The sequence below is a fragment of the Heliomicrobium undosum genome (genome assembly GCF_009877425.1).
GTDB lineage: Bacteria > Bacillota > Desulfitobacteriia > Heliobacteriales > Heliobacteriaceae > Heliomicrobium > Heliomicrobium undosum.
Genome location: NZ_WXEY01000006.1, coordinates 158,320 through 176,791 on the forward strand (window position 1 = coordinate 158,320; position 18,472 = coordinate 176,791).

Below are 18,472 nucleotides of genomic sequence, written 5' to 3' on the forward strand. Positions count from 1 at the left end.
TTTCGAAATGGAGAAAACAAGCCATAAAAAAAGACCTCTAGGATGCTACTCACCTTAGATAAAAAGGTGAACCACCCAGAGGTATTTTTTTTACTTATCATCGAATTTTTATGCGGGTTAAATTTGAACCCATGGTTTAGACTTGATACCTTAAGTCATAGGCGTGTAAAAAAAATATTGAATCTCTCTGCATAATACTGATTCGCGATGGTATTTACATGGTAGGAAAGCACAGTAGTTTTAAGTCTAGTTGGGAGAAAAGTAAGACGAGGAGGAACCATTATGATGATTGGGTTTGCCGAGGTTGCTGCATCTATCTCTCAAGTCTCTTCGAAACAAAAAGCAAAAAAAACTCGGAGTAAGCCAGGCCCTAAGAAAAATGTATCTGAACAAAATTGTGTTCTAGGGTGTTACTTTCTAAATCAAGGAGGTCACATCATGGTGATCGAGTTTGCCGGAGTTACATTGTTTATCCCCCTAAAGTCTTCGCGACAAAAAACCAAAAAGCCGCAGAGTAAAACTAACTCAAGAAAATCTAAGACAATAAATGCTTCTGAGTGTTCTTATCAAAAATCTGTTGTTAAAGAGAAAAACATTCAACTATTTCTTAGTTTTAACAATTAAACGAAAGGCAAGCTGAAATCGTTAAAGATTGATATCAGCTTGCCTAAAAATCTTATTTATCTTTGCTGTAAACTTTATAATTCGTGTTGACGAATATGATTTCCGAAAACTCCAGTCAGCCTAAGAAATTAGGCAAATTGACTGGAGTTTTTTTATTTCCGGTGCTCCTTCCACTCCCGGTTGCGCAGCTCGACGCGACGGATCTTGCCGGAGACCGTCTTCGGCAGGGAAGGGACGAACTCGATCGAGCGCGGGTACTTGTAAGGCGCCGTCACCCTTTTTACGTGCTCTTTCAGTTCGTTCGCCAGTTCCTCGGAGGGCATGAAACCGGGGCGGAGCACGACGAAGGCCTTGACCACCTCGCCGCGGACCTCGTCAGGGCTGGAGACGACGGCCGATTCAGCGACGGACTCATGCTCCAGCAGGGCGCTTTCCACCTCGAAGGGGCCGATGCGGTATCCGGCGGAAAGGATCACGTCGTCGGCCCGACCGACGAACCAGAGGTAGCCGTCTTCATCGCGGTAGGCCCGGTCACCCGTGAGGTACCAGTCGCCGCGAAAGACGGAGGCGGTCTTTTCGGGGTCGCGCCAGTATTCTTTGAAAAGCCCCACGGGCCGGTTGGGCTTGACGCGGACGGCGATATCACCCTCCTTGTTCGGTGGCAGGATGTTGCCCTCGTCATCGATCACCTGCACGTCAAAACCGGGCGTCGGCTTGCCCATGGAACCGATGCGCGGCTCGATACAGGGGAAACTGCCGACGAGGAGCACCGATTCGGTCTGGCCGTAACCGTCGCGGATGGTGAGGCCTGTCGCCTCCTTCCAGGTGTCGATGACCTCCGGGTTGAGCGGTTCACCGGCGCCGACACAGTGGCGCAGGTGGGCGAAGCGGTACTGCTTCAGATCCTCCAGCACCAGCATGCGGTAGATGGTCGGTGCGCCGCAAAAGGTGGTGATCGGGTACTGATCGAGCAGTTCCAGCGTCTTCTTCGGGTCGAAGCGGTCGCTGTGGTGGACGAAGACAGCGGCGCCGCAGATCCAGGGGCCGAAGAAGCTGCTCCAGGCGGCTTTCGCCCAGCCTGTGTCACTCAGGTTCCAGTGGAGGTCTTCTGAGCGCAGGTCGAGCCAATAGAAGCCGGTCACGGAATGGCCGATGGGGTAGCTCGTATGGGTATGCAAGGTCATCTTAGGGTAGCCTGTCGTGCCGGAGGTGAAGTAGAGGATGGCGCTGTCATCGGCGGCTGTGTCGGCGGTGGGAAAGACATCCGGCGCTGCCGCTACGGCGGTATCGTAATGGAGCCAGCCTTCCCGGAGACCGCCGATGATGATACGGCTTTTTACGGTCGGGCATTCACTGTAAATCTCATCGACCCGCTGGGCGATCGCATCGGTGGTGATGATGCAGCGCGTGTCGGCGGTCTGCAAGCGGAAGCGGATGTCCTTGGCCGTCAGTTGCATCGTTCCCGGGCTGATCACGGCGCCCATGCGCAAGCAGGCGATGTTGATTACCCACCACTCGACGAGGCGCGGGAGGATGACGACGACCACATCGCCTTTGCCGATCCCCTGATCTCGCAGGATATGGCAAACCCGCTGGGATGCGTCGCTCAGTTCACGGAAGGTTTTTTTTTCTTCGTTCCCATGGTCATCGACCCACCACAAGGCCAGACGGTCGGGGTCGACGGCCCAGCGGTCAATGACATCGCGGGCGAAGTTGTACTTGGCGGGGACTTCCCATTGAAACTCCGCGTAGGTCTGCTCATAATCGGTCATGTTGAAGAACGAGCCAGGCAATGCCGATTCCTCCCCCTGCGCGATATGTTTGCCCCTGCGAAGGATGCAACGAGGAATGAAGCCGGGTTCTCGACAATAGCATGTTTGGGCAGGAATGATCTTTCTCCGTGGAGAATCATCTTCCTGCTAATATTATCCGAATAATTAAAAAATTCTTAAAAACAAGTGATGGAAAACGCTTTTCAGAGGTTCTCCATTCCCGAGGAACCGGTGAGAGGGAGGGATTGGTCAAGCCGTTACAGATGTAGACAGGTGTCTGCTATTATTTTAATTTTCTTAATTTAGAGATTTTTGAAAAAACTCAGGCAGGATTTCCGCTTTTGATTGCGTAGCTATTACGTACACTGGCGTCGCTTACAACGAGAGCTAAAAATGGGGGGAGATTGGTTGCGAGATGTGGTCATCGTCAGCGCTGTCCGCACGCCGTTTGGCAAATTCGGAGGCGCCCTGTCGTCTGTAAAAGCGGTTGAGTTAGGCGCTGCCGCCATTCAGGGGGCGTTGCGGCAATGCGATCTGGCATCCGAGTCGGTCGAGTATGTCACGATGGGACAGGTGCTCCAGGGTGGCGCCGGTCAGATCCCGTCCCGCCAGGCTGCCCGCCTAGCCGGCATCCCCTGGGAAACCCCTTCCCTGACCGTCAACAAGGTCTGCGCCAGCGGCATGATCGCTGTGGCTCTCGTTGCCCGGATGATCGCGGCTGGAGAGATCGATGCGGCCGTCGCCGGCGGGATGGAGAGCATGAGCCAGGCGCCTTATTTCCTGCCGTCGGCCCGCTGGGGACAGCGCATGTTCAACTTCGAGGCCGTCGACCTGATGGTCCATGACGGGCTCTGGTGTCCCTTTTACGACCGCCACATGGCCTTGCACGGCTCCGAAATGGCGGGAGAATATGGTGTCAGCCGGGAAGAGCAGGACGAGTGGGCCTTGCGCAGCCAGCAGCGGGCGGCGGCAGCCATGGAACAGGGCTGGATCGCCGAAGAGATTGTTCCGGTGACGGTTCCGCAGAAAAAGGGCGCTCCGGCGATGATCAGCCGGGACGAGCAGCCCCGCCCCACCACTCGGGAAGGATTGGCGAAACTGGCGCCCATCTTCGATCCAAACGGGACGGTGACCGCCGGCAATGCGCCCAGCGTCAATGACGGCGCCGGCGCGCTGGTCCTGATGAGCCGGGAAAAGGCAGAAGCGATGGGGATTTGTCCCCTGGCCACCTTGCTGGACCACACGGAAGTGGCCCTGGAAGCGCGAGATCTGGCGAGCGCGCCGGGTCATGCCATCAACCGGCTGCTGACCAAAACAGGAAAAACCCCGGACCAGATCGATCGATTTGAAGTGAATGAGGCCTTCGCCGCCGTCGTCCTCGTCAGCCAGAAAGTCGCCGGGTATGACCTGGAAAAGGTCAATGTCAACGGCGGGGCCATCGCCTTCGGCCATCCTATCGGCGCCAGCGGCGCCCGCATCATGGCGACGCTCATCCATGGCTTGCGCCGCCGGGGCGGCGGCGTCGGCATCGCCGCCATCTGCAGCGGCGCCGCCCAGGGTGACGCCCTCATGGTGCGCGTCGACTGATTCTTAGCTTCAGAAAGGACGAGGAAACATGGAGATTCGCGCCATCATGGTCATCGGCGCCGGACAGATGGGCAGCGGCATCGCCCAGGTGGCCGCCCAGTCCGGTTTTTCCACCCTCCTCCATGACATCAGCATGGAAGCGGTGCAGAAGGGGCTCCTGGCGATCCGCAAGAGCCTGGCCAAGTTTGTGGAAAAAGGAAAGCTGTCGCCGGAAGAGATGGAGGCCGCGCTGGCCCGGCTGACGCCTTGCGACGATCTCGCCGCCGCCGCCGAATGCGATCTCGCCATTGAAGCCGTCGTAGAAAACATGGGCGTCAAGGCGAAGATCTTCCGGGAGTTGGACCGCCTCGCCCCTCCCAACGCCATCCTGGCCTCCAACACCTCGTCGCTGCCGATCACGGAGATCGCCGCCGTCACGGGACGGCCGGAGCAGGTGATCGGCATGCACTTCATGAACCCCGTGCCGCTGATGAAGCTGGTGGAGATCATCCGCGGCCTGGCCACATCCGATGAGACCTACGAGGCCATCGAGGCGTTGAGCCGCCGCCTGGGCAAGACCACCGCCGAGTGCCGCGACGTGCCCGGGTTCATCTCCAACCGGGTGCTAATGGTGATGCTCAACGAGGCCATCTGGTGCCTCTACGAAGGGGTGGCCTCGGCCGAAAGCATCGACACGATCATGAAACTGGGCATGAACCACCCCATGGGTCCGTTGACGCTGGCCGACCTGATCGGCCTCGACACGGTGCTGGCGATTTTGCAGGTCCTCCAGGACGGATACGGCGATCCCAAGTACCGCCCCTGCCCGCTGCTTCGCCAGTACGTAAAAGCCGGCTGGTTGGGCCGCAAATCAGGCCGCGGCTTTTACCGCTACGCATAAGAAAGGGTGAATGGGCGACCCGATGGATTTCACGCTGAATGAGGAACAGGAACTTTTTTTGGAAATGGTGCGCAAGTTTGCCCGCCACGAGGTGGCCGCCGTCGCTGAGCAGGTCGACCGGGAGCACCGCTTTCCCCAGGAGACGATCGCCAAGATGGGCGAACTGGGTTTGCTCGGCCTCTCCATCCCGGAAGAGTACGGCGGTTCAGGCGGCGATTACCTCTCCTATGTGCTGATGATCGAGGAACTGGCCAAGGTCTGCGCCTCCACGGCGGTGATCGTCGCTGTCCATACGGGCCTCGCCTGCACCAGCATCGCCCGCTTCGGCGCAGAAGCCCAGCGCGAAAAATTCCTGGGGCCATTGGCCGCCGGGGAGATAATCGGCGCCTATGCCCTGACAGAGCCGAACGCCGGTTCCGACGCCGCCAGCCTGACCTTGACGGCTTCCGACGCCGGCGAGCACTGGCGACTAAACGGCAGCAAGGTCTTCATCACCAATGCCAGCGAGGCGGGTATCTTCGTCACCTTCGCGCGCACCGATCCGGCCAGCCGGGGGGCCGAGGGGATCACCTGCCTGATCGTCGAGCGGGACACGCCCGGCCTAACGATCTCGAAGCCTGTGGAAAAGATGGGCCTTCACGGCTCCGTCACCTGTGAACTCCACTTTGACAACGCCCTCGTGCCGAAGGAGAACGTCCTTGGCGAGATCGGCCATGGTTTCAAGGTGGCCATGCAAATGCTCGACGGCGGCCGCATCGCCATCGCCGCCCAGGGCCTTGGTATCGCCGAAGGGGCCCTCGACTACGCCATCCGTTACATCCGCCAGCGCGAACAGTTCGGGCGGCCGATCGCCGCCAACCAGGGCATCCAGTGGCTCGTGGCCGATCTGGCCACCGAGATCGACGCGGCGCGACTGCTCGTCTACCGGGCGGCCTGGCTGAAGACGGCCGGCCGGCCCCATGGCAAAGAGGCGGCCATGGCCAAGAAATTCGCCACCGATACGGCCATGCAGGTCACCTCCGATTGCGTCCAACTGTTGGGCGGGTACGGCTATACGCGGGAATACCCGGTGGAACGGCACATGCGCGACGCCAAGGTCACCCAGATCTACGAGGGGACCAACCAGATCCAGCAGATGGTCATCGCCCGGCATCTGCTTCGTTGAAATCAAAAAGCTGCGTGCAAAAAGTAAATGGCAATTCGTTGAGTTGGTTCATTGAACTCGTTACAAGGGAGGGCGCGGAGTGGACTCTCAGAACCTGATCTATGAAACGGCTGGGGCGGTCGCCATCGTGACGGTCAACCGCCCCAAGGTGCTCAACGCCTTAAACCGGGCTGTCTTACTGGAACTTGACCAGACCTTCGCCGGCATCGCGGCTAATCGGGGGATCGCCGCCGTCATCGTGACCGGCGCCGGGGAAAAAAGCTTTGTCGCCGGCGCCGATATCGCCGAGATGAGCGGCTTTGGCGTTGCCGAGGCGCGAGAATTCTCCCGCTTAGGCCAGCAGGTATTCAACCGGATCGAGGAACTGCCCCAGCCGGTGATCGCCGCCGTCAACGGCTTTGCTCTCGGGGGCGGCTGTGAACTGGCGACGGCCTGTGACTTTCGCATCGCCGCAACGAAGGCCCGCTTCGGCCAACCGGAGGTCTCCCTAGGGGTCATCCCGGGTTTCGGCGGCACTCAGCGGTTGCCCCGCCTCGTCGGTCGCGGCATGGCCGCCCAGCTTCTCTTCACGGGTGACATGATCAGCAGCGAGGAAGCGCTGCGCATCGGCTTGGTCAACAAGGTTGTCCCCGCCGAAGCGTTGATGGAAGAGGCGAAGGCCATCGCCGGGCGCATCGCCGGACGGGGTCCCCTGGCGGTGAGCGCCGCCAAAGCGGCGCTCCGGGAGGGCAGCAACATGGATCTCAACCGCGCCCTCGCCTATGAGGCGGAGCTCTTCGCCGGCGGGTTCTCCACGGCAGACCAAAAGGAAGGCATGGCCGCCTTTTTGCAAAAACGCCAAGCCGATTTCAAAGCGGAATAAAGGAGGTCGAAGCGGTGAAGATCGCCGTACTGCTCAAGCAAACCTTCGATACGGAGGACCGGATCATCGTCAAGGACGGCGTCGTCGTTCCGGAAGGGGTCACCTACATCATCAACCCCTATGACGAACTGGCACTGGAAGCGGCCTTGCAGATCAAGGAAAAAGCCGGCAAGGGCGAGGTGGTCCTTTTTTCCGCCGGCGGCGCCAAAGTGCAGGAGGCGTTGCGCAAGGCCCTCGCCATGGGCGCTGATCGAGCCGTGCGCATCGATACGGAGGGGTTGATCGCCGATGAAGGGATAGTCGCCGCCGCCCTGGCTGAAGCCCTCAAACCGGGCGGCTTTGATCTTATCCTCTGCGGCTGGCGGGCCATCGACGACGGCTCGGCCCAGGTCGCCATCCGGGTGGCCGAGCTATTGGACCTGCCCCAACTCAACGTGGTGACGAAGCTGGAGATCGAGGGGAACAAGGCGCTGGCCTGGCGGGAGATCGACGGCGGCAGCGAGATCCTCGAAGCGCCCCTGCCCGTCCTGGTCACGACCCAGCGGGGACTTAACGAGCCCCGCTACCCCAATATGAAAGGGATCATGCAGGCGAAGAAAAAGGAGTTGAAGACGATCCCCGCCGGCAGCCTTGTGCCCGTTGGCCTGAAAGCAAAGGTCCAGAACGGCGACACATTCCTTCCCAAAGCCAAGACCGCAGGAAAGGTCTACAAGAGCGATCCCGCCGCCGCCGTGCAGGCGCTGGTGGCGGCCCTTCGGGAAGAGGCCAAGGTGATCTGAACGGGTGATCTGCTCAATGGCATTGGACCATTTCAAGTGGATAGCGCTGACGAAAAACGAAGGTGAAGAAAAGGGAGGAACGTAAGGCATGGCAAAGGTCTGGGTCGTACCGGAGGTGCAGGATCAAAAGCTGAAAAAGATCAGCCTGGAGATGATCACCCTCGCGCGCCGGCTGGGGGATGTGGAAGCCGTCTTGATCGGGGAAGGCGTCTCCCCTGTGGCGGCGGAACTGGGCAACTACGGTGTGGGCAAGGTGATTGTGGCCGACCATGCCGATTTGAAAACCTACACAGCAGCTACGTATGGGCGGGTTTTATCTGATCTGATCCGGCGCGACCAACCGGAGATCGTTCTCATCGGCAACACGGCCACCGGAAGGGACCTGGCGCCTCGCGTCGCCCAGCGGGTGGACGCCGGCCAGATCAGCGACGTGATCGACTATCGGGATAATCTCTTCATTCGGCCCATCTATGCCGGAAAAGCCTTTCAACAGGTAACAGCCGTCGCCTATCCGTTGATCGTCACCGTTCGCCCCAATGTCTTTAAAGCTGCCGAACCGATTGGCGGCGGGGCGGCGCCTATCGTCGAGACGGCAACGGTGTCCCTCACCGGCGATGACCTGCGGGTGATTGTCCGCGACGTAGTCCGCCAGGTGACAGGCCGACCCGAACTGACAGAGGCCGAGATCATCGTCTCCGGCGGACGAGGCATGAAAGGCGCCGATGGATTTCTCATCCTCGAGGCCCTGGCCAATGTGCTGGGTGCCGCCGTCGGCGCCTCCCGAGCTGCTGTCGACGCCGGCTGGCGCCCGCACCAGGAACAGGTGGGACAGACCGGAAAGACGGTGTCACCGACCTTGTACATCGCCGCCGGCATATCGGGCGCCATCCAACACCTGGCAGGGATGAGCGGTTCCAAGGTCATCGTCGCCATCAACAAGGATTCTGAAGCCAACATCTTCAAAGCGGCCGACTACGGCATCGTGGGCGATCTCTTTGAGGTGATCCCCCTGCTGACAGAGGAATTTCAGCGGGCTCTGGCGTGGAATTCGGAGCAGGCGGGATGAACGGGCTCAACGCAGCGGCTTTTTTGGTCCTCCTCGCTCTCGCCAGCGGGTACACCCTTTTTGAGGTCCGGCGCCGCTACCGCTACACCCAGTTCGGCAAGCCGGAAGACCGCTTCGATTGTCCCGATGAGCGGCGGAAGGCTGTGCTCACCCATGTGTTCGGTCAAAAAAAGGTGCTGCAGGACCCTGTTTCCGGCAGCCTGCACCTGTTGATCATGTGGGGATTTCTCGTCCTCGGACTCGGCGTGCTGAACATGGTCGCCGAAGGGCTCTTCTCCCACCCCATCCCCGGGGTGGGAAACAATTCTGCCTATCTGCTCGTCAAAGATCTCTTCCTTATGCTCGTCACTGTCGGTGTCGCTGGCAGCCTCTTGCGTCGGACTGTCTTCAAGCCGGAGCGGCTGGAAAACAGCGGCGAAGCCTTTTTGATCCTCGGATTCATCCTGATCATCGTCGCCAGTGAAGCCCTGTCCCATGGCGCCCAGTTTGCTGCGGGAGAGGGCCTTCACCTGAAGACCTATGCGCCGGTGGCCGCCTTGGCGTCCCAGCTTTTTGCTGGTTACCAGCCGGGGCAAGCGGAAGCGGCGGTCTGGGTTTTCTGGTGGCTGCACTTCGTCACCATGTTCGCCTTCGCCGTCCTGATCCCCCGTTCCAAACACCTGCACCTCGTCTTCGCCCCCTTCAACGCCTACTGGAAATCGCTTGAACCGAAGGGGGCGCTCAGCAAAATCGACTTTGAAGACGAGTCGGTCGAATCCTACGGCGCCGCCAAACTGGAGGACTTCACGTGGAAGCAGCTCTTTGACGCCTACACCTGCGTCCAGTGCGGCCGTTGCACCGATCAATGCCCAGCCTATCAGACGGGGAAACCGCTCAATCCAAAGGCACTCCATGTGACCTTGCGCAGCCATATCGACGAGAAAGGACCGCTATTGGAACGGATTCGTAGGCAAGTCGCTGCCGCCGACAGCGCTTCCGAACAAAGTCTATCCGCTCAAGGAGCCGAATGCCTGACCGAAGCCGAAGCGGCAACCCTGGAGAAAAAGGTGACCGGCGAGATCTTTAGCGAAGACTTCTTCTGGAGCTGCACCACCTGCCGGGGCTGCATGGAGGCCTGCCCTGTCAGCAACGAGCATATTCCCAAACTGATCGAAATGCGCCGGTACATGGTGCTGACCGAGAGCGAGTTTCCCGAAGATGTGCAGCGGACCTTCAACAACATGGAAAAGCAAGGGAACCCTTGGGGACTGCCGAAAGGCAGCCGCGGCGAATGGGTCGACGGCCTCGACGCGCCTGTGCCAACCCTGGACGAGGAGCCGGAGGCGGAGTATCTCCTCTACGTAGGCTGCGCCGGTTCTTTTGACGACCGGGCCCGCAAGGTGACCCGGTCGCTTGTCCGCCTCCTGCAAAGGACCGGCGTTTCTTTCGCCATCCTGGGCGGCGATGAGTGGTGCTGCGGCGAAACGGCCCGCCGGATGGGCAACGAGTATCTCTTCCAGGAGACGGCGATGACCAACGTGGAGACCTGGAAAGAGCTGAACATCAAGAAGATCATTACGGCCTGCCCCCACTGCTACAACACCCTCAAAAACGAATACCCCCAGTTCGGCGGCGATTTTGAGGTGATCCACCACACGTCTCTTCTGGAACGGCTGGTCCGCGAAGGGAAGCTGAAACCGGCCAAACCGGTCGATCTGACGGTCACCTTCCACGACTCCTGCTACCTGGGTCGCTACAACGAGATCTACGAGTCCCCTCGGAGCGTCCTTACCGCCATCGGCGGCCTCAGGCTGACGGAGATGCCGCGCCACCTGGAAAAATCCTTCTGCTGCGGCGCTGGTGGCGGCCGCATGTGGATGGAGGAACACCTGGGCAGCCGGATCAATGAAAACCGCACTGAAGAAGCGCTGCAAACGGGGGCCGATGTGATCTGCTCGGCCTGCCCCTACTGCTTGACCATGCTGACCGACGGCGTAAAGGCCAGCGAGACTGAAGGGCGGGTGCAGACGATCGACCTGGCGGAGTTGTTGGAGCGGAGCCTATAAACCTTGATGAGAAAAAGAGCGGAAAGTCGCGCATCGTAACTGCGCAGCCTTCCGCTCTTTTTTTGCTCAATATTTTTTTAGTCCCCGGCCTTACGATTTTCAAAACCAACCCAGGTCACCCTCCCCGGCTTGCGGGGAGGCGCCGGTGGCGATTGATCGGGATAACCCAGGGTGATCAGGGCGACCAGTTCCTGGCCGGCGACACCGAGGCGTTCGTTCACCTCGTCCGCCACATGGAGGGGGCCCGTCATCCAACAGGTGCCAAGACCGTTGGCATGGGCCGCGAGCAGCATGTTCTGGATCGACGCCGCCACGCTCTGCAGATTGGTGGAGTACTCGAAATGGGCCACCCGTCGTTCCTGAAGGTTCAGGTCGCCTGGCGGCGGCGCGCACTCCGCGGGGCCGTAACAGAAGATAAGGATGGGCGCTCTGCCCAGGTCTTGAAAAAACTCCAGCGTGAACTTAATCACCTTCGGCTTGTCGGCGAAAATGCGCTCCAGCTTGGGCAGGATCGACTGGCCCGAACGGCCGATCACCGCCAGCAGGTCAACTCGTTTTTCCCCACGGACGACGACGAAGCGCCAAGGTTGAATGTTCATATTCGACGGCGCCCACAAGCCGGCCACGATGATCTGTTCGATCACTTCTACAGGAGGTTCGTCGGGTTTATACTTGCGGATGCTTCTGCGGCCTTGAATCGACGATGCCAGATCCATTAACCATCCCCCTTTAGAAATTTTCTATAAATTCAGTAAACTAACTTCGCGATAACCATAATGAATTCCTCCTGTGCTCGTCCATCCCCTATTTGAGCGGGACGACAGGCAGCCTTTGAAAGAGGCGGCTAGATTGGTTATAATAGTAAAGATGAGCACCGTATAAGCGGACATGGTACGGAATATGACATGAGGTGAACATCCGATGTCGGATATGGTCGGAAAAGTTGTCCCCATCAAACTCGAAGACGAAATGAAAAAATCCTTCCTCGATTACTCGATGAGCGTCATCGTCTCCCGGGCGCTGCCCGATGTGCGCGACGGGCTCAAGCCCGTTCATCGCCGGATTCTCTATACCCTCTATGAAACGGGCCGGACGCCCGACAAGCCCTACAGCAAATCCGCCGGTCTCGTCGGCGATGTCATGGGCCGCTACCACCCCCATGGCGACTCGGCGATCTATGACGCCACCGTCCGCTTGGCCCAGGATTTCTCCACACGCTACATGCTCGTCGACGGACACGGCAACTTCGGCTCCATCGACGGCGACCCGGCGGCGGCGATGCGGTACACGGAATTGCGCATGGCCAAGATCACGAGCCACATCCTGGCCGACATCGACAAGAACACCGTCGATTTTAAACCCAACTATGATGACAAGCGGGAGGAACCGACTGTCCTGCCGTCACGGGTGCCGAACCTGCTCTTAAACGGCTCCTCCGGCATCGCCGTCGGCATGGCCACTAACATCCCGCCTCACAACCTGACCGAGATTATCGACGCCGTCATCATGATGATCGAAAACCCGATGACGAGCATCGAAGACCTGATGAAGGTCATCAAAGGTCCCGACTTCCCCACCGGCGCCCTGATCATGGGACGCGACAGCATCCGCCAGGCCTACACGACCGGACGCGGCTCCATCATCATGCGCGCCAAGGCTCGCATCGAAAAGATGAATGGCAACAAGATGCGCATCCTCGTCCATGAGATCCCCTACCAGGTGAACAAAGCGAAACTGTTAGAGCGCATCGCCGATCTGGTCCGGGACAAGCGCGTCGACGGCATCACCGACCTTCGGGATGAATCGGACCGGCGGGGCATGCAGATCGTCATCGAACTGCGCCGCGACGTGAACCCCCAGATCGTGCTTAACCAGTTGTTCAAGTATACGCAAATGCAGGAGACCTTCGGCGTCATCATGCTGGCCCTCGTCGACGGCGTGCCCAAGGTGCTTAACCTGCGCGACATGCTCTACTACTACCTGGAGCACCAGAAAGACGTCATCGTCCGCCGGACCCGCTACGACCTTGAGAAGGCTGAAGCGCGCGCCCATATCCTTGAAGGCCTGCGCATCGCCATCGACAACATCGACCGGATCATCGAGATCATCCGCACCTCCCGGGACGAGGACGAAGCCCGTCCCACCCTGATGGAGGAGTTTAAACTCAGCGACAAACAGGCCCAAGCCATTTTGGACATGCGCCTCAAGCGCCTGGCCGGTTTGGAGCGGGCAAAAATCGAGAACGAGTACCAGGAGTTGTTATCGAGCATCGCCTATTTTCGCGCTGTCCTCAATTCGGAGAAGATGGTCCTGGACATCATCAAAAAAGAGATCTCCGACATCAAAGATAAATTCGCCGATCCCCGCCGCACCGAGATCACCGGCGGCGGCGCCGACATCGACGTGGAGGACCTGATCGCGGAAGAAGACGCTGTCATCACCATCACCCACAACGGCTACATCAAGCGCCTGCCGGTCAATACATACAAGGCCCAGCGCCGGGGCGGCCGGGGGGTCACCGGCATGGGGACCAAAGAGGATGACTTCGTGGAGCACCTCTTTGTCACCACGACCCACCACACCCTGCTCTTCTTCACCGACCGCGGCAAGGTCTACCGCTTGAAGACCCACGAGATCCCCGAGGCGTCGCGGACGGCCAAGGGGACGGCCATCGTCAACCTGCTGGCGATCACCGGCGATGAAAAGGTCAACGCCGTCATCCCCGTCAAGGAGTTTGCCGCTGACCAGTACCTCTTCACGGCGACACGCAGTGGCATCGTCAAGAAGACCTCCCTCCAGCACTATGACACGGCGCGAAAAGAAGGATTGATCGCCCTCACCCTTGATGAAGGCGACGAACTGATCGGCGTCAAGCTCACCGACGGCCAGAGCGACATCCTGCTGGCCACCCGTGGGGGCATGGCCGTTCGCTTCAATGAGACCGATGTGCGCGAGATGGGTCGGACGGCCCGCGGCGTCAAAGGGATCGAACTGGCCAAGGGCGACTTTGTCGTCGCCCTTGACGCGGTCAAGGACGACGATGAACTGTTGATGATCACCGAACTCGGCATGGGCAAGCGCACCCCCCTCACGGAATACCGCAAGCAAAACCGGGGCGGCAAAGGCATCCTGGCCATGCGCCTCACCAACAAGACGGGCTTGATGGCCGGCATCAAGGTGGTCCGTCCCGGTGACGAGTTGATGGTCATCTCCGCCGAGGGTGTCATCATCCGTCTGAACGTCGATGAGATCAGCGTCCTCAGCCGCGTCACCCAGGGCGTGAACATCATGCGGATGAGCGCCAACGACAAGGTGGTCGCCCTCGCCCGGGTGGCCATGCGGGAAGAGGACGACGAGTAAGCGGGCAGGTCGGCGCCGATAGGCTGTCGATCAGTAAATTTGCTGGGGATAAGCCAATTGATTGGCAGTAGGATGAGGCAAACCGGGGGGAAAGAGGGAGCGGCTATGCGCAAGGTGGAGCAGATTTTTCAGGGCGCCGTCGATATCTTTGCCGAAAAGGGCTTTGATCGCGCTACGATGGATGAGGTGGCCGAACGGTCTGGCGTCGCCAAAGGCACCTTGTACTATCATTTTGACGGCAAGGAAGATTTGATCGCCTATCTGATGGAAGAAGGGACGGAGCGCCTGTCACAATACGTCCGCGACGCCGTCGCCGGCAGCGACGACCCGACGGAACAACTGCGGCGGGCGATCCATGCGCTGGTTCGTTTTTTTGACCAGAACCGGGACTTCTGCCAATTGCTGTTGATGGGCGTCTGGTTCAACCGGGAGCGCCAGGTCCAGTTCCGCCAATCCCTCCATAAGTTCTACGGCCAGTTATCGGGTATCATCCTTTCAGGGATTGAAAAAGGCCGATTGCGCTCCATGCCGGCGGAACTCTCCGCCACGGGGCTCTTTGGACTTGTCTCCGTCATCTCATTGCGCGTCATACTGGATGGCGATTCGATGGATTGTGAACAGCTTGGGGATTTTCTCTTTGAGCAGTACCTGAACGGCGCAAAAAACACACAACCAGAACACACATAAAAAATACGAAGCAACATCGCAGCAACAACACATGTAAATTGCACACAGAAAAGACCGTTGGGAATGCTCCCGGCGGTCTTACTTTTTTCGCTGCATCCTGCAGAAGAGGGTGTTCTCCCCCGTGATTGTGAAAAGCGGCGCCTATTCTCTGTTGACGCCCTAGGGACACAGTTCTATAATCAAAGTAGAAGATTAAACTGACTGGTCAGTACATAATGGGGTGAAGAAACCATGAACAAGAAGGTAACGGCAGCCATTGCCATTGGCGCAGTGCTGATCACGGCGATCGGTTTTACCGCCTTCCCTTGGGCTTCCCGATCAAAGGTCAAGGCGGGACAGCCCCTGACCGGCTATGTGGAAGGCGTCGAATTCAGCATCGCCGCCAAGGTGCCTGGGCGGGTGCAGGATGTCCTCGTCAAGGAGGGTGACCGCGTCGAAGCCGGCCAGGTCGTGGCCCGCCTGGAAAGCCGGGAACTGGTGGAACAGTTGAATCAAGCCAAGGCGGCCCTCGCCCAGGCACAAATCGGCCGTACCCTCACCGCCGACACGGTCGACGGACAGGTGGCCCAGGCGAAGGCGACCCTTGACGGGGCCCGGGCGAAGTGGGAAGCGCTGAAAAATGGCGCTCGCCCCCAGGAGATTGAACAGGCGCGGGCTGCCGTCGATCAGGCCCAGGTCGCCTATGACAACGCCAAATTAAATGATGAGCGGACGGAGAAGCTTTTTGCCAGCGGCGCCGTCTCGGCGAAACTGCGCGACGACGCCCGGTCTGCCGCCGACGCCGCCTTGGCCACATTGAAAATGGCGAAAGAAAAATTATCCCTCATCGAAGCAGGCGCCCGTCAGGAGGAGATCGACGGCGCGAAGGCCCAGGTGGATCAGGCGGCCGCAGCGCTGCAACTGGCCATCGCCTCCCGCAGCCAGGTGTCCTTGAAGGCGGCGGCGACCGATCAAGCCCAGGCGATGGTAGAAGCCGCCCAGGCCATGGTGGACAACACGGTGATCCGGGCGCCCCAAAAGGGAACCGTCACAGCCAAACTGGTTCAGCCAGGCGAGATGGTCGCCGCCGGCCTGCCCATCGTCACGGTGGTCGATATCGATACGGTCTGGGTGAAGGCCAATGTGCCGGAAGAGCAGGTGTCCAAACTGCAGTTGGGTCAGGAGATGGAAGTCTCCATTGAGGGCATCGAAAACCGGCTGACAGGGAAGCTCACCTGGGTCAGCGCCAGCGCTGATTTTGCCACCAAGAAAGCCAGCCACGACATGGGCGACTTTGATCGCAAGACCTTCGGCATCAAGGTGGAACTGTCAAATTCTGATGGTATGCTCAAACAGGGGATGACGGCCAAGGTCTATCTCCCGGCGGGAAAGAACCGTTCCGACCGGTAAAGGTGGGAGAACTGATGGCACAGACACTACTGGAATTAAAAAAGGTGTCGCTCGGGCGTCCCGGCAGTCTTAGCCGCTCCAGCCGCCCGATACTAGAGGACGTCTTCCTGACGATAGAAGGCGATGGGATGACCGGCATTTACCTGCCGGACGGCGATGTCCGCTGGTCACTGTTTCAGGTCATGACCGGTCTCTCGCGGCCCCTCTCCGGCGAGGTGATCCTCCACTGCCGGCGAGTCGGCTTCGTGCCGGAACGCTTTTTCCTCTACACTGACCTGACAGTGGAGGAGAACATCCGCTTTGTCGCCGGCGCCTTTTCCGTGCCCGATCCGGAAATAGATGCGCGCATGGACGACCTGTTGGCCTTTTGTCAACTCGAACCGTTCCGGCGAAGGCGCGCCGGCGTGCTATCCTTTACGGAAAAGATGTTTCTGCAGTTGGCCGCCTTTTTATCGGTCGATCCGGAACTGATCATCCTGGATGAGGCGACGCGGGAAATGCCCTCTCGTGACCGGGAGCGTTTTTGGCAGTTGCTTGCAAAGAGTTGCGCTTCTCAGGACCATCCGGTGCAGGCCGTCGCCTTTCTTAGTCATAACCGGGACGAGGTAGGCCGCTGCCACCGGCAGGTCGACCTAGGAAAAGGGAAGGGAGGATTCTGATGCGACAGATTCAACAGATGCAATGGTTGCAATGGATGCGACAAACCCTGTTGATGGCGGCCAAGGAATTCACCCATATCCTCCGGGACCGGCGCACCCTCTTTCTGATCCTATTGGCGCCCCTGGTCACCTTCGGCCTTTTCGCTTATCTCTACGACGGCCAGCGAGTCACCGAGATAAACCTCGTCATCGTCGATGAAGACCGCAGCCCCTTGAGCCGGGAGATCATCAACATGTATGGACAGTCGGAGTTGTTCCGCTATCAAGGACTTGTCGACAGCGTCGCGGAGGCTGAGCAACGCATCCAGGAGGGGGAAAGCGACGTGGCCGTCATCATCCCTGAAAACCTGAACCGCGATGTCAAGGACGGGCGGTCCACCCAGGTCCTTACCCTGATCGACGGCACCAACATGCTCATCGCCAACGGAGCAACAAAGGGAACGACAACCGTTCTCCAGACTGTGTCGGCCGGCGTGACCTTGCGCATGATGGAAGCGAATGGGATTGTGCCGGCCAAGGCCAAAATGATGCTCCAGCCGATCAACGCTGCCATCCGCGTTGGCTACAACCCCGCCTACAACTACCGGGTTTTTCTGATCTTCGGCCTGGTGGCGACGGTCCTGCAGCAGGTGATGTTGATGACCATGTCCGGCGCCTTCTGCCGCGAAAAAGAGCGAGGCACGAACATGATCCTCGTCGCCGCCCGGATGCCTGCGACGGCGGTCGTCCTGGGAAAGGCCCTGCCCTACTTTGTGATCTGCCTTTTCAACACTTTTTTGATACTCCTCCTAGCTAACCGGTTGACTGACATCAGTATCCTCGGCGTTGGAATCGATCTGTTCATTATCTCCCTGGCTTTCACACTATCGTTGATCGGGATTGCATTGCCCATCTCCATCCTGGTGCCCGACGAACTGCGGGCCAGCCAGATCATCCTCCTGATCGCTACGCCGTCCTTTCTCATTTCAGGGTTTACTTGGCCCTTGAGCAAGATGCCCGGTCCCATCGTCGCCCTCGCCAAGTGCCTGCCATTAACCCACTATCTCGCCGCCTTTCGCATCGTTGGCATGAAAGGAGCGTCCCTGTCAGCGGTGGGGGTTGAATTGGTCGTCCTCTTCGGCGTCGGTATCGCCGGCGTTATGGGCAGCATGGTTCTCTGGCATCGACAGCGAGAAGCGGGAGGACTGATCGCGCAGAAATAAGGGATGCAAGCGTCATGTTCAAAATGAAACATTCATGACCCGTCGGGTCACAAGCGATGATGAAAATGCCTCTTCATAAAAAAAGTTTGATTTTCCAATTGACAACGAGGTCTTAAAAATGCTATGATACATCTCGCGCCGCAAGACAGGGTTCTTGAAAATGCATGGTAAAAAATACAGCAGAATAACCTCTTGCATTTGCGGCAAATTGGTGATAGTATTAATAACTGTCGCCGGTAAATGGTGACACTGGTCCTTGAAAATCAAACAGTTGCGAATCAAAAGCGTGCGAAACCAATCAATTCCGTTGCTGGTCGCTGACGACGCAAGTCATCAGAGGACGGTGGCAGAAGAACGATTGTCGGAAACGACAGTTGTTCAAATAGATTGTCATT

General features: G+C 58.8%; 15 protein-coding genes. 13 read left to right on the forward strand and 2 right to left on the reverse strand.

Annotated elements, in window-relative coordinates:
• Window positions 1-282 precede the first annotated feature (282 nt).
• Complete coding sequence (locus GTO91_RS08160; protein WP_161257560.1) at window positions 283-624, forward strand: hypothetical protein; 342 nt, start codon at window positions 283-285, stop codon at window positions 622-624.
• 152 nt (window positions 625-776) lie between these two features.
• On the opposite strand, the gene GTO91_RS08165 is transcribed toward GTO91_RS08160, so the two are convergent.
• Window positions 777-2,396: an AMP-binding protein gene (locus GTO91_RS08165; RefSeq protein ID WP_161257638.1), complete on the reverse strand. Its 1,620-nt coding sequence runs from the start codon at window positions 2,394-2,396 to the stop codon at window positions 777-779.
• A 408-nt stretch (window positions 2,397-2,804) separates the two neighbouring features.
• Here GTO91_RS08165 and GTO91_RS08170 point away from each other — a divergent pair, with 408 nt between their 5' ends.
• From GTO91_RS08170 to GTO91_RS08200, 7 genes are all read left to right on the forward strand, one after another.
• Complete coding sequence (locus GTO91_RS08170) at window positions 2,805-3,983, forward strand: acetyl-CoA C-acetyltransferase (protein WP_161257563.1); 1,179 nt, start codon at window positions 2,805-2,807, stop codon at window positions 3,981-3,983.
• 28 nt (window positions 3,984-4,011) lie between these two features.
• Entirely contained in the window at window positions 4,012-4,863 is an 852-nt protein-coding gene (locus tag GTO91_RS08175; protein ID WP_161257565.1) for a 3-hydroxyacyl-CoA dehydrogenase family protein, read from the forward strand.
• Between the two features lie 22 nt (window positions 4,864-4,885).
• On the forward strand, window positions 4,886-6,028 hold the full coding sequence (locus tag GTO91_RS08180; protein WP_161257568.1) for an acyl-CoA dehydrogenase: 1,143 nt from the start codon (window positions 4,886-4,888) through the stop codon (window positions 6,026-6,028).
• 79 nt (window positions 6,029-6,107) lie between these two features.
• A complete protein-coding gene (locus GTO91_RS08185; RefSeq protein WP_161257571.1) occupies window positions 6,108-6,890 on the forward strand; it encodes an enoyl-CoA hydratase-related protein in 783 nt (260 codons plus the stop codon).
• Between the two features lie 14 nt (window positions 6,891-6,904).
• Window positions 6,905-7,669, forward strand: a complete 765-nt coding sequence (locus tag GTO91_RS08190) for an electron transfer flavoprotein subunit beta/FixA family protein (RefSeq protein ID WP_161257574.1) — start codon at window positions 6,905-6,907, stop codon at window positions 7,667-7,669.
• An 88-nt stretch (window positions 7,670-7,757) separates the two neighbouring features.
• Window positions 7,758-8,735, forward strand: a complete 978-nt coding sequence (locus GTO91_RS08195; RefSeq protein ID WP_161257577.1) for an electron transfer flavoprotein subunit alpha/FixB family protein — start codon at window positions 7,758-7,760, stop codon at window positions 8,733-8,735.
• A complete protein-coding gene (locus GTO91_RS08200) occupies window positions 8,711-10,780 on the forward strand; it encodes a (Fe-S)-binding protein (RefSeq protein ID WP_328793760.1) in 2,070 nt (689 codons plus the stop codon). The genes GTO91_RS08195 and GTO91_RS08200 overlap by 25 nt, the downstream gene beginning before the upstream one ends.
• A gap of 77 nt (window positions 10,781-10,857) precedes the next feature.
• Here the strand turns inward: GTO91_RS08200 and GTO91_RS08205 are convergent, their stop codons facing one another.
• Window positions 10,858-11,496 carry a nitroreductase family protein gene (locus GTO91_RS08205; RefSeq protein ID WP_161257580.1) on the reverse strand — a complete coding sequence of 213 codons (639 nt, stop codon included), beginning with the start codon at window positions 11,494-11,496 and terminating at the stop codon, window positions 10,858-10,860.
• 205 nt (window positions 11,497-11,701) lie between these two features.
• On the opposite strand from GTO91_RS08205, the gene gyrA reads away from it, so the two are divergent.
• From gyrA to GTO91_RS08230, 5 genes are all read left to right on the forward strand, one after another.
• A complete protein-coding gene (gene gyrA, locus GTO91_RS08210) occupies window positions 11,702-14,140 on the forward strand; it encodes a DNA gyrase subunit A (RefSeq protein ID WP_161257584.1) in 2,439 nt (812 codons plus the stop codon).
• Window positions 14,141-14,245: 105 nt separating this feature from the next.
• Window positions 14,246-14,827, forward strand: a complete 582-nt coding sequence (locus tag GTO91_RS08215; protein WP_161257587.1) for a TetR/AcrR family transcriptional regulator — start codon at window positions 14,246-14,248, stop codon at window positions 14,825-14,827.
• A 231-nt stretch (window positions 14,828-15,058) separates the two neighbouring features.
• Window positions 15,059-16,216 carry an HlyD family secretion protein gene (locus GTO91_RS08220; protein ID WP_161257590.1) on the forward strand — a complete coding sequence of 386 codons (1,158 nt, stop codon included), beginning with the start codon at window positions 15,059-15,061 and terminating at the stop codon, window positions 16,214-16,216.
• 14 nt (window positions 16,217-16,230) lie between these two features.
• The gene (locus GTO91_RS08225) at window positions 16,231-16,875 is read left to right on the forward strand and encodes an ATP-binding cassette domain-containing protein (protein WP_161257593.1); all 645 of its coding nucleotides are present in this window, start codon (window positions 16,231-16,233) and stop codon (window positions 16,873-16,875) included.
• Window positions 16,875-18,077: an ABC transporter permease gene (locus GTO91_RS08230; protein WP_161257596.1), complete on the forward strand. Its 1,203-nt coding sequence runs from the start codon at window positions 16,875-16,877 to the stop codon at window positions 18,075-18,077. The genes GTO91_RS08225 and GTO91_RS08230 overlap by 1 nt, the downstream gene beginning before the upstream one ends.
• Window positions 18,078-18,472: the final 395 nt, after the last annotated feature.